This window comes from Hyphomonas sp. L-53-1-40 (assembly GCF_000682775.1).
In the GTDB taxonomy this organism is placed as follows: Bacteria; Pseudomonadota; Alphaproteobacteria; order Caulobacterales; family Hyphomonadaceae; genus Hyphomonas.
Window position 1 is genome coordinate 64,488 of sequence record NZ_AWFI01000018.1, and the last position, 12,381, is coordinate 76,868.

The following is a 12,381-nucleotide window of genomic DNA, read 5'->3' on the forward strand; positions in this document are numbered from 1 at the left end:
CCTACTCCGCCGCCGCGATCAGCGTGGTCTTTGCCTTGGGCAGCTTGCCTTCCGGCCAGCCAGCCCAGAGCTCTGCCTCTTTCGCCTTGGCGACTTCGGCGGCGGCTTCCTTTACGTGGCCGTATCCCCGGATCTCGTCCGGTATTTCGGCGAGCGCGATCGCGAGACCATGGTTCTTCGCCTTCAGTTCCTGCGCAATGCGGGCGAGGCCGGCGAGATAGTCATCGCGTAGCTTGCGCTCCATGCGGCGCTCTTCGGTATAGCCGAACAAGTCGAGCTTCGTGCCGCGCAGGCCCTTGAACTTCGCCATCAGCTTGAAGACCTGGAACATCCACGGGCCGAAATGCTTCTTCTTGGCGTGCCCGTTTACATCCGTCTTTGACAGGATGGGCGGGGCCAGCATCAGGCGGAGTTTGCCGCCCTTGAACTGGCTGGCAATGTATTCGGCGAATTTCCCATCCGTGTAGAGACGGGCGACTTCGTATTCGTCCTTGTAGGCCATGACCTTGTAGGCATAGGTGGCGGCTGCGCGAGTCAGCTTCTCGCCGAGGCCAGCGCCGTGTTCTGCGGCGCGCACCTGAGCGACGATGTTGCGATAGGTCTCCGCATAGTCGGCATCCTGATAGGCAGTGAGACGCGCTGCCCGGTCATCTATCAGCTCGTCCAGCGTCTTCTCTTCGATGTGACCGCGTGGATCATGCTGGGGCAGGAGGCGCTCGGGACTTGCGGCCGCAATCCGACCGATATTGAAGGCGGACATGTTGTCTTCCACCTTGGTGCCGTTCAGGCGGATCGCACGGTACAGCGCGCGCAGGCTGATCGGGACCTGGCCCTTCTGCCAGGCAAAACCGACCATGATCATGTTCGTATAGATCGCATCATGCAGATAACCGACCGCAAGGGCCTCGGCATCGAAGGCAGCGAAGTCGCGGGCCTGCCGTTTCACGCGCGCGGCGAGGAGATCGCTTTCAAACCGTTTTGACCGGTCCCGGATGAATTCACTGGTCGGCGTCACGTCGGAGTTGGCGTAAGCGGCCGTGCGGCCGACATCCATCAGGTTAAGCGCGTCGCCCCCAGCCGCCACGACGAGGTCGCAGGCGATGATGAGGTCAGCGCTGGCAGGCGGAACCTTGCCGGTCGAGATCAGTTCCGGCTCTCGCGCGAACCGGATATGGCTGAGCACCGGGCCACCCTTCTGGGCAAGGCCGGTCATGTCGAGGCTGGAGGCCGCATGGCCGTCCACATGTGCAGCCATCGCCAGTACGGCGGCGACCGTGGTGACGCCTGTCCCGCCAACGCCGGTGAACAATACGTTCCACGGCTCAGAGAGGCTGGGGGTTTCCGGCATTGGCAGGCCAGCATCGTCGAATTCCGGACGCGGCTGGTCTTCCCATGCGGGTTCACCATCCTGGATGGTCACGAAGCTCGGGCAGAAGCCGCGCAGACAGGAGAGATCGGTATTGCAGGTTGACTGGTTGATGCGCCGCTTGCGGCCGAGTTCGGTTTCGACAGGCTCCACTGACAGGCAGTTGGATTTGATTGAGCAGTCACCGCAGCCTTCACAGACTTCGGTGTTGATCACGACGCGCGTACGGTCCGGGGCGCGCAGGCCGCGCTTGGATCGGCGGCGCTTTTCGGTTGCGCAGATCTGATCGTAGATCATAACAGAGACGCCCGGCGTTGCGCGCAGCATCACCTGGACCTCGTCCAGTTCTTCGCGATCAAAGATCTTCACGCGGCGCGGCAGGTCTTTCACATTGGCATAGCGGGTCGGGTCTTCGGTGACGATCACGATCGTCTCGACGCCTTCGGCTTCGACCTGCTGCGCGATCTGGGCAGGGGTCTGGCCAGACTCGACCGTCTGGCCGCCGGTCATGGCGACGGCGTCATTATACAGGATCTTGTAGGTCATGTTCGCGTCGGAAGTCACCGCCGCGCGGATGGCGAGGCTGCCCGAGTGGGAATAGGTGCCGTCGCCAAGATTGACGAAGACGTGGCCTTCGTCAGTGGCCCAGTGCTGACCGACCCAGGCAATACCTTCGCCGCCCATCTGGCTGGTCATGTCGGTTTTGCGGTCCGGCATGAAGTTCGCCATATAGTGACAGCCGATCCCGGCCAGCGCGCGCGAGCCTTCCGGCACAACGGTGGAGGAATTGTGCGGGCAGCCGGAGCAATAATGCGGGGTGCGAATGGTTTCGGAGGCATTGATGCGCGCCGCTTCGCCAGTCCGGCCAATCCGATCAAAATAGGCGTTGGCGCGGCTGGTATCCCAACCTTCAGGAAGGATCTTCATCAGCGCGGTTGCCATTTCCGGAATGGAGATGGACGCGATGTCGGAAAGCAGGGGACGGCCGTCGCGATCGCGCTTGCCTTCTACAGTCGGGCGCTGGCCATCTGGCAGGTCGTAGAGCACCGAGCGCAGCTGGTCCTCGATTAGGGGGCGTTTGTGCTCGATCACGACCACGCGTTCCAGACCTTTGCAGAACGCCCGGATCCCTTCGGGTTCAAGCGGCCACGGCATGGCCACTTTGTACACGGAGAGACCCAGGCGTCCTGCATCCTGCGGTGACAGGCCGAGCGCCGCGAGCGCCTCGAACACGTCGCGGGCAGCCTGGCCCGTCACGACAACACCGACACGGGGTTTCGGCGAAGGCAGGATGACATTATCCAGCTTGTTGGCGCGCACATAGGCCTGTGCAGCCGGCAGCTTCACCTGACGCAGGCGCCGCTCCTTATCGAGCGGGCTGTCGCCACGGCGCATATGAACGCCGTCTTCAGGCAGCTGGAAATCAGGAGAGACAAAACTGAACCGGTCAAGATCGACGCTTACCACAGCGCCGGAATCCATTGTGTCTGCGAGAGCGACCAGTCCGGCCCATGCTCCGGAGAAGCGGCTCATGGCCCAGCCATGGATGCCGTAGTCCAGCACGTCCTGGATGGAGGCGGGGTTCAGTACCGGGATCTCCGCATCGGCCATCGCGAACTCTGATTGCGAGGGCAGGGTGGAGGACTTGCAATTATGGTCGTCGCCGATGATGGCGAGTACGCCGCCATGGTCGGAGGCGCCAGCGGCGTTGGCGTGTTTGAACACATCGCCCGTCCGGTCTACGCCAGGGGCCTTGCCGTACCACACGCCGAACAGGCCATCATATTTCGCGCCGGGGAACAGGCCGAGCTGCTGGCTGCCCCACACAGCGGTGGCGCCGAGGTCTTCATTCAGACCTTCCCAGAATTTGATGTCATGGGAATCCAGCCATTTTTGAGCGGCGCGAAGCTGTTGATCGTAACCGCCCAGCGGCGATCCGCGGTATCCAGAGATGAAGCCGGCTGTGTTGAGGCCCATGCCCAGATCAAGGCGTTTTCGATCAAGTGGCAGGCGAACAAGCGCCTGAATCCCTGTCATGAAGGCTTTTCCCTCGACAAGCTCGTATTTGTCGTCCAGCGTAACTTCGCGGTGTTGCATAGCATGCCTATCTGATGGGTTTAGGCAGATTATTGGTCAAATCGCGTGAAATTGCTTGCCTATCTTGCGCAAATTTTGCTATTCCGGGGTAAAATTTACCGGATAAACTGAGAGAGCGAGCAAAATTGGCCCAAGAATTAGATGCTGTAGATGCGCGAATACTGGACATCATCCAGCATGATGCCGGCTTGTCAGTCGCCGAAATTGCCGACCGGGTCGGCTTGTCCTCATCGCCTTGTTGGCGGCGCATCAAGCGCATGGAAGAGGCCGGCTTCATTACAGGCCGGGTGACCCTGCTGGACAATAACTCACTCGGGCTGAATTTCGAAGTCATGGCGAGCGTCAAACTGGCGCTTCCGAGCCGGGAAAATCTCGATGCTTTCGAACAGATGGTTCAGGCTTGGCCGGAAGTCATCGAATGCATGACGGTCACAGGTGCGGTCGACTACATGATCCACATCATCACGACCGACATGCACGCTTATGACAATTTCCTGCGGGACAATCTGCTAGGCTCAGCCCTCGTGTCGGATGTGCAATCACGTATCGTGATCCGGGTCGCAAAGCGTACGACTGCCCTGCCGCTTGATCTGGTTGAAGATATCAAGAAGCCTGCCTCTGCTTGACCGATGACGCTAGCGCCTGGACTATGGATGCCATGATCCGCGCCGCGATATCCCTCTCACTTCTTGCCGTACTGGTGCTGCCATCATCGGCCGCACCGCTATCGCCAGAGGAGTTACAACAGAAGGTCGAAACGGTTCGGGAAGATGCCGGGCTGGTGGCTCTTGGGGCTGTCATCGCAGACGCAGATGGGGACATTGTTGGTCTCGCGGTCGATGGAGAACGCGTGAAGGGCAGCCGGGATGCTGTCGAGCAGGGCGACGCCTGGCATATCGGCTCCAACACGAAGATGCTGACAGCGCTGCTTTATGGTCGGCTCGTGGAGCAGGGTGAAGCGAGCTGGGGTGCGACCCTGCCAGAGTTGTTGCCAGATCTTGCCGACGAGATGGATCCGGCCTGGGGCGATGTGACGATTGAGCATCTGCTTTCTCACACGAGCGGACTTGCTGCCAATCCTGGTATGATGTGGTTCCTGACCAGCCGCGGCTCCAATGATCCTGTCGACACTCAGCGCACTGTCCTGGCGCGAGATTTTTTGTCAAAGCCGCCTGCCGGCGAAACGGGAACATTTGTCTATTCCAATCTTGGTTACATGATTGCGGGGGCGGCACTGGACCGGATAGCCTTGTGGCTGGGGCATGAGAGTTACGAGGCATTGTTCCTGTCCACGCTTGTACCCCAGAATGAAGGTTGGGGGTTCGGACCACCGCCGACGGGGATTGAAGGCCACGCCAAAGGCCTGTTTGGGAGGGTGAAAGGCCAGGGCACAGGCAGCGGAGCTGATAACCCGGCCGCGCTGGCACCCGCTGGCACGTTACATGTGCCATTGGCCGCGCATGCGCGCTTTGTCAGCGGCTTTCTGGACGCAGATGAGACTGAGCGGAAACTGCTTACGCCATATCCAACCGCAGGATCCGACTATGCGTTGGGGTGGGGCGTTTCAGGGCCGGTGCCACATGGACGCCTCTTCGCCCATAATGGATCGAACACGATGTGGTTGTCGTCGGTTTACCTACTACCAGACGCGGGGCTCGTCGTGATTGTGAATACGAACAGTTTCAGTGATGAGGGCGTTGCGGCGGTCAATAAGCTCGCTCAGGAATTGGCAGACGCATTTGCCGAATAGTCCTACGGCATGTCCACATAGGTGACGTGTCCATCAGACTCATTCAGTATGCGGGGTTCGCCACCCGGCCAGACTTGCAGTCGGGTCTGCATGCGCGGAGATGCGCGGTCTCCTCCAAACAGGGACTCCGGTTCAAAGCAAAGCCAGGCGAGGGGGGCAGTCTCGGTGGCAGCTGCGCCAGCTTCTTCGATCAGTCGCTTCATGCGTGCAATATCTTCCTTTGACGGATAAACAAGGAAGACTGAGTGATAAATGACAGTCAGGCCTTCTGACGGGCGTTTGGTCAATTTCTGGGCGAGCCAGTCAACCGCATCCGCCTGTTCCACGCGAACGCCCATATGTCGGGCCAATTCTGCCGCTGCATCCAGACGGGCCAGTCGTCCGGCTTGGTCTGGCCAGGTGTAGGACTTCAGCCTCAGGAAGGCGGCCTCATTTGTCAGATCAATCGGGTTCAGGTCGCAGGCGGCGCGTGAAGCGATGACTGGAGCGGCGTCGAGATGTGCGGGCTCGGGCCCTTTCCAGATTGTGGAGATCGTGACGTCGCTCGCGCCCGGGCGTTGCCAGGTTCCGCCATCATATGTGAACCGATCCCAATTCTGGTTAAGGCCCGCGCTGGCGCCGAGCTCAAGCAGGTGCATGGGCATACGGTAGGTCGCGGCAAGTTCGAGAAAACCTGGCAGGAGCGCAATCGACCGGCGGGTCTCATTGGTCTGCGGGGCGCTCATGATGAAGCTGCGGACGTCGGGGATGTGAGCCGCAAGCCAGGGCTGGGCCTCGGCCCAGACAGCCTCCATCTTCCACTCCGCCACATAGCCGGGATAGGTCGCGGCAAGAGCAGGGGCTGCGCCGGTCAGGACGGCATGGTGCAGGACACCGGCCAGTCTGAGGCCAAGGGCATCCTTGCGGGGATTGCCGGTCCAGTCGCTACAGATGTCTGCGACCGGGCCACCGGCCGTGAAATCATCCGCAAACTGCCGGAGCAGGGCGGCTGTGAAGGGAGAGCCAAGATCCTCGCACCATCCCGCCTGTTCGGCGAAATGGTCGAGGATCCGGGTTTCATCCAGCATGCCGGACCCCTAGTAGCGTTCGAGCGCCATCGCGATGCCTTCGCCGCCACCAATACAGAGACTGGCCATGCCCTTCTTGAGACCGCGGTCTTCCATGGCCGCGAGCAGGGTAACGATCAGACGGGCGCCGGAAGCGCCGATTGGGTGACCCATGGCGCAGGCGCCACCATTCACGTTCAGCTTGTCGTGCGAGATGCCCATTTCCTTCATGGCGATCATTGGAACGACCGCGAAGGCTTCGTTGACTTCCCAAAGCTCGACATCGTCGACGCTCCAGCCAGCCTTTTCCAAGGCTTTCTTCATGGCAGGCACTGGCGCGGTCGTGAAGTATTCAGGCTCGTGCGCGTGGCTGGACGAAGACACGATCTTGGCCAGCGGATTGAGACCGCGCTTCTTGGCTTCAGATTCGCGCATCAGGACGAGCGCAGCTGCGCCATCTGAAATAGCTGAGGCATTGGCTGCGGTAACGGTGCCGTCCTTGGAGAAGGCGGGGCGCAGCGACGGGATTTTTTCCGGCATCGCAGTGCGAGGCAGTTCATCAGTGTCGACGACCGTTTCGCCCTTGCGGGTCTTGATGGTGACCGGGGCAATCTCGCGCTTGAACTTGCCTTCTTTCGTTGCGTTCTGTGCGCGCGACAGCGTTTCCAGCGCGTAGGCATCCTGTTGCTCGCGTGTGAACTGGTACTCACCCGCGATCATGTCGGCGAATTCGCCCATAGGGCCGCCCTTGTAGGCGTCGGACAAGCCGTCGAGCGCCATATGGTCCTGAGCGTTCATGGTGCCGTATTTATGGCCCTTGCGGACGTTCAGCAGGTGCGGTGCGTTGGTCATGGATTCCATGCCGCCAGCGATCACGATATTGGCGTCGCCTGCCAGAATGGCGTTGCGGCCCATGACGGCAGCTTGCATGCCGGAGCCGCACATCTTGTTGATCGTTGTGGCTTCAAGGCCCTTGTCCTGACCGGATTTGAAACCTGCCTGACGGGCAGGAGCTTGGCCCTGTCCAGCGGGAAGGCAGTTGCCCATGATGATTTCATTCGCCTCGCCGGGGGCCAGCTTTGCTTCGCTGACAGCTTTCTCGATGGCAATGGCGCCCAGCTCGCTGGCAGTCAGGCTGGCAAGGTCGCCGAGCAGGCCACCCATGGGCGTGCGGCCCATACCGACGATGACGACGGGATCTTGTTCAGACATGGAGTTTCCTTCCGCTATGGATTTTTTTTGCAGGTGCGAACACAAAGCGCGTCCGGGCCTCACTCGTCAAGAGTTCACGAAACGGGATCGGCGGCGAATTCTTCATCGAGCGGGGCGCGCAATCGAGAAGTTGTCGCCGTTCTATTGTAATGCCAGTGCATTTTCGGCTTCAATGAAAGCCACAAGAACAATCTGGTGAAAATGTCGCTGGGGATGGGTACCTTAAATGGCAAGTTCGACTTATGCCTTGGCGCGCAGAATGCTTCCATCTCGGGTGTTCTATGCTGGCCGGCAATTGTCCCGGCGTCTCCGCAGGTTCCGTCTCCACGAACGTTATACTGCGAAATTTCCGAGCCGACGCGATCTGAAAGTATTCTCGATATCACCAGAGGCAGAGCTGCATGTGTTCTGGAAAGTCCTGCCCATTGGGCGCGGGCCCGCGTTTTCGCTTTTCATCCATGAAGACGAAGCCCTCCGCTTCGATTGTTTCGGCGAGGATGAGGGCCATTATCACGCGCATTTCGAGCGGGGCTGGAGCGCGGCCCAAACTCGAATGTATTTCTTTGAAGCAAGCGAAAGCGAACAGATAGACCGAGTTGAATTCGAGCTCTTGAACAATCTCGACTACTATCTCCAACGACACCCGTGGGCACGTATTCGCGCAGTGCGCCTGGATAGAGGGCAGCTTGAAACAGCGTGTACTGCAGCCGGTGAGCAGGCGCGGGCCTTTCTGCAAACCATTCCCGAACTTGCCGTACCGGCAGGATCACTCCGGTCGTGACGTGGCGCGCCTGATAGGCGTCATCCGCCGAGGGCCGCCTCGATATCTGCCACGAGTTCCGGATCCGATGGGGTAGTGGCAGAGGGGTAGGCCTTGAGCGGTGTGCCGTCGCCATCGACGAGAATTTTATGGAAATTCCATTTCGGTTGCGCGGCCTCGCCAAGCATGTCCACGGCATTCAAATAGAATGGGTGCTCATCAGCGCCCGTCACAGCGTATTTCTTTGTTAGCGGGAATGTCACGCCGAAATTCAGCTGGCAGAACGTCTGGACCTCTTCCTCGGTCCCGGGTTCCTGCCCGCCGAAATCATTTGAAGGGATGCCGAGAATGACGAGCCCTTCCGCTCGCTTCGCTTCATACAGTGCCTGAAGGCCCTCATACTGTTTGGTGTAGCCGCATTTGGAGGCTGTATTCACGACGAGGATCGCCTTTGCATCAAGTGCTTCAAGGTCGACTGGCTTTCCATCAATGCTCGTAAATTGCGTTGCCGTCATTGAAGGGGTTTCCGAATTGCTAGGGGATTGTGCCTGGCTTCCTGTCGAGACTGCCAGGACCAGGCAAACGACGGCGAGGGCTGGGACAAGGAATTGGCGCATGGGGGCAGGTTCCTGTGCATCTGACGTCAGATGATAGGGCAAACCACGCAGCTGTCACGTCTTCCTATCGAACAGGCCGTGGATCGATTGCATCCAGCCGGATGGCCGCCTCAATGATTTGATCCAGTTGGGCGTCGACCTGATTGACTGAATGGACTTTTACATGGCGCAGAGCCTTGCCGGTGCCTTCGATCCGGCTCGGAAAGGATGGCGCAAGTTCGGCGCCATAGAAGATCTGGAGATTGCAGCGGTCCTTGAGAGCCGCAATCGAGAATATCCGCTCAGTCCCACTCCAACACGGAAAGCCCCAAGCGAGCTTGCAGGTCAGGCCGGGGCCTGCCTGCTCAATGCGCGCACGAAGGCTTTCCGCAATCTCGTATTGGGCCGGATCGAGTTCCGAAAACCAGGTTTCCGTCGTCTTGGCCACGAATGGGCTCTACTTCTTCTTCGTGCGCTTGGCTTTGTCGTCTGCCTTGGGCGGCATCACTTCAAACGTCATCTGGAGGTTTACGCGATACTTCTCGATCTTGCCGTTCTTGATTGTGGTGTACATCTCGTTGACGTAGGCCGATGCGAGACCTTTGACGGTGGCGTCAAAGCGTGTGACCGCTGTCTGAATCGCATCCTCGAAGGATTTGGTCGATTCCGACATGATCTGTTCTGATTTCATGATGGCCATGGTGCGTCCCTTTCGCGTTGAAAGGGCCATTCAAGACCTTTTAGGCTCAAAAGCCAAATGAACATTGGGAAGGGACGGGTGCGACCCTAGATGGTCGTGAGTTGAAAACCCGCTTCAGAACCTTTTTGCCAGACAACGCGTGCGGGGCCCTGCAGGCCCACTCCCTTGGCATGAAGGGTCACGAATTCAGGCATGCCCTCATTGGTCGGAAACCGGAGGCGAACGCCTGTGTCAGAATAGTCCAGAACGATACCGCGACGCTTGTAGCCGGATTCGTAAACGACATTTGCTTCCCGATAGACCGATGCACGGACGGGACGTGGCCGTTCTTTTACGGGCGTCACCATCTGTTCTACGCGCGCAGAGGCGGGAGCCTCGGAATCGGAACTTGATGTCTTGAACAGGCGGTTTAGCAATTTCATTTTGGGCGGAATCCTTATCCGAAGATTTTCTTGCAACCGCCATGCCAAATCAGGCTGCTCGGTCAGAATATACCCAAACTTCTTCAAGACAAGTAAAGAAGCAGCACTCTAAAGCGCTGCTTCTGTAGTGTATGCTACGGTTTATAACCGTTTACCAAATCCGGATGCGCTGCTCAGGCGGCAGGTACATCTCATCATCTTCCGTTACGTCAAAGGCTTCGTACCATTCTGCCATGTTCTGAACGACGCCGTTCACCCGGTAAACGGGTGGGGAATGTGGGTCTGTCAGCAGCTGGCGACGGGTTGCCTCTTCGCGGTACTTGGACCGCCAGACCTGGGCCCAGGCCAGGAAGAAGCGCTGATCACCGCTCAGTCCGTCCAGCACAGGCGCTTCCTCATCCGGGCTGATCGTGCCGTTGCCATCTGTGTCGAGGCTGAGCTTGTAGGCCTTGTACGCCATCGAAAGACCGCCGAGATCGCCGATATTCTCGCCGAGTGTCAGCGCGCCATTCACACAGGTTTCCCCGTCATCCAGCGGACAGAAAGCATTGTATTGCTCCACCAACGCGCCCGTCTTGGCCTTGAAATTGGTTTCGTCTTCAGCGGTCCACCAGTTCCGGAGCGTGCCATCGCCGTCGGATTTGGCGCCCTGATCATCGAAGCCGTGACCCATTTCGTGGCCAATAACGCCGCCGATGGCGCCATAATTGACGGCTGGATCTGCCGTCAGATTGAAGAAAGGCGGCTGCAGGATGGCGGCGGGAAACACGATTTCGTTCCGGTTGGGTGAATAATAGGCGTTCACCGTCTGGGGCAGCATGAACCATTCGGTCTTGTCGATTGGCTGGCCGAGTTGGGAGATCATGTCCTTCCAGGCCCAATCATTCACAGCCATGGAATTTGCGAAGGCGTCAGGGCCCACATTCAGGTCCGCATAGGTCTCGAAGTTTTCCGGATACCCGATTTTGGGGGTGAATTTGGCGAGCTTGTCATGCGCTTCGGTCTTCGTGTCGCCGCCCATCCAGTCGATTTCATCGAGATTGCTGGCCATGGCCGTTCGTAAATTCTCTACAAGATCGTCCATGGCCGCCTTGTTCTCGCTTGGGAAGAAGCGCTCGGCATAGACTTTGCCGACAGCTTCTCCAACGGAGCCTTCGACGGTTGAGACTGCGCGCTTCCAGCGCTCGCGCTGTTCTTCGGCACCACCCAATGTCTTGCCATAAAATTCGAAGGACGCCTCGTCCAGGCGGCGAGGCAGGACATCGGCGTGATCGATCAGGAAGTGGGCCGCTAGATAAGCCTTCCAGTCATCAAGGGAGGCGGTTTGCATGATCTCGAACAGGCCGCCGATGCCGCCGCCCGAGACTTTTTCGATTTGTTCCGGGGTGAGCCCGTTTTCTGCGATCTCTTCAGCTGTCGGAGTGACTTGGCGCACGACAAAGGATTCTTCACCGTTCAGGCCGAGGTCCATAAGCATGGTCGCCACCGGGAAGTCTCCGGCGAGCTGCTCCAGCTCTGCGCGGCTCATCTTGTTGTAGGTGAGGTTGCGATTCCGGCCTGCTGCGCGGTCCCAATGGGCGCGAGCGATGCGGGTTTCCAGCGCGATCACGCGGTCTGCAGCCGCCTCGGCATCCTCATAGCCTGCCTCTGTCAGCAGGGTGGTCAGCATGCCCTTGTAGGCAGCGCGGATTTCAAGGTTTTTCTCTGTATCATCGAGATAATAGTCACGGTCGCCAATGCCGAGCCCGGCCTGGGTCACATAGAAGATGTACTGGTCGGTCTGCTTGGAATCGACATCGACCCAGCCCGCGATAGGGGAGGCATAGCCTGTTGCCGCAAACAGCTTGGCGAGGTCTTCCCGGCTGTCGATGTTCTTGATCTTGCTGAGATAGGGCGTGGCGGGAGCGAGGCCGGCGGTATCGATGCCTGCTGTGTCCATATAGGCGTTGTAGACAGAGGCGACCTTGCCTTCGAGTGTGGCTGGATCAGGTTCGGCTTCGGCAAGCTCCTGAATGATATTGAGTACGCGCTGCTCTGACTTTTCAGCCAGCAGAGTGAAGGCGCCATAACGTGTGCGATCACTCGGGATAACGAAACTGTCGAGCCATTTACCATTGGCATAAGCATAAAAATTGTCGCCGGGAGCGACGGAGTCGTCGCGCAATGTAAGGTCAACACCCCAGTCGCCCCAATAGTCAGCAGCAGACAGCTCCAAGCCTTCTGCGGTGACATATTTGCCTGCTTCGTTCGGCGTGTTCGAGGATGTTGATGTTACTGTCGCAGCCTCTGCTGACTGACCAGTGTCTTCCGTGGATGCCGGCGAACAGGCGGTGAGAAGGGCAATGGTCGCTGCCCCGAGCATGAGGTGTTTCATTTAAGGTCTCTCCAGTAATATGGATAAAGGCCCGACGCCTGATCTGGGCGGGCCTTTA

Annotated in this window: 11 protein-coding genes; 3 read left to right on the forward strand and 8 right to left on the reverse strand. The window is 58.9% G+C overall.

Translation table 11 applies throughout. The features are described from left to right. Window position 1: 1 nt before the first annotated feature. Window positions 2-3,463: an indolepyruvate ferredoxin oxidoreductase family protein gene (locus L53_RS13385; RefSeq protein WP_034816485.1), complete on the reverse strand. Its 3,462-nt coding sequence runs from the start codon at window positions 3,461-3,463 to the stop codon at window positions 2-4. Between the two features lie 125 nt (window positions 3,464-3,588). Between L53_RS13385 and L53_RS13390 the strand changes: the two genes are divergently transcribed. Next, a complete protein-coding gene (locus tag L53_RS13390; protein ID WP_034816488.1) occupies window positions 3,589-4,089 on the forward strand; it encodes an Lrp/AsnC family transcriptional regulator in 501 nt (166 codons plus the stop codon). Continuing rightward, window positions 4,086-5,213, forward strand: coding sequence for a serine hydrolase (locus L53_RS13395; RefSeq protein ID WP_034816491.1), 1,128 nt, complete (start codon window positions 4,086-4,088; stop codon window positions 5,211-5,213). Before L53_RS13390 ends, L53_RS13395 begins: the two co-directional genes overlap by 4 nt. 2 nt (window positions 5,214-5,215) lie before the next feature. Here the strand turns inward: L53_RS13395 and L53_RS13400 are convergent, their stop codons facing one another. Both L53_RS13400 and L53_RS13405 read right to left on the reverse strand, forming a co-directional pair. Further along, a complete protein-coding gene (locus L53_RS13400) occupies window positions 5,216-6,280 on the reverse strand; it encodes a DUF2332 domain-containing protein (protein WP_034816494.1) in 1,065 nt (354 codons plus the stop codon). Window positions 6,281-6,289: 9 nt separating this feature from the next. Beyond that, a complete protein-coding gene (locus L53_RS13405; RefSeq protein ID WP_034816497.1) occupies window positions 6,290-7,471 on the reverse strand; it encodes a thiolase family protein in 1,182 nt (393 codons plus the stop codon). A gap of 226 nt (window positions 7,472-7,697) precedes the next feature. Between L53_RS13405 and L53_RS13410 the strand changes: the two genes are divergently transcribed. After that, window positions 7,698-8,252, forward strand: a complete 555-nt coding sequence (locus L53_RS13410; RefSeq protein ID WP_034816500.1) for a hypothetical protein — start codon at window positions 7,698-7,700, stop codon at window positions 8,250-8,252. A 20-nt stretch (window positions 8,253-8,272) separates the two neighbouring features. Here the strand turns inward: L53_RS13410 and L53_RS13415 are convergent, their stop codons facing one another. The 5 genes from L53_RS13415 to L53_RS13435 all read right to left on the reverse strand — a co-directional run bounded on the left by L53_RS13415 (window position 8,273) and on the right by L53_RS13435 (window position 12,323). Beyond that, entirely contained in the window at window positions 8,273-8,746 is a 474-nt protein-coding gene (locus L53_RS13415) for a glutathione peroxidase (RefSeq protein ID WP_233347836.1), read from the reverse strand. A 166-nt stretch (window positions 8,747-8,912) separates the two neighbouring features. Next, the gene (locus L53_RS13420; protein ID WP_034816505.1) at window positions 8,913-9,275 is read right to left on the reverse strand and encodes a DUF1801 domain-containing protein; all 363 of its coding nucleotides are present in this window, start codon (window positions 9,273-9,275) and stop codon (window positions 8,913-8,915) included. A 9-nt stretch (window positions 9,276-9,284) separates the two neighbouring features. Continuing rightward, window positions 9,285-9,527, reverse strand: coding sequence for a dodecin family protein (locus L53_RS13425; RefSeq protein ID WP_051607992.1), 243 nt, complete (start codon window positions 9,525-9,527; stop codon window positions 9,285-9,287). Between the two features lie 86 nt (window positions 9,528-9,613). Beyond that, window positions 9,614-9,949: a PilZ domain-containing protein gene (locus L53_RS13430; RefSeq protein WP_034816508.1), complete on the reverse strand. Its 336-nt coding sequence runs from the start codon at window positions 9,947-9,949 to the stop codon at window positions 9,614-9,616. Between the two features lie 151 nt (window positions 9,950-10,100). Then, window positions 10,101-12,323, reverse strand: a complete 2,223-nt coding sequence (locus L53_RS13435; RefSeq protein ID WP_051607966.1) for a M13 family metallopeptidase — start codon at window positions 12,321-12,323, stop codon at window positions 10,101-10,103. Window positions 12,324-12,381: the final 58 nt, after the last annotated feature.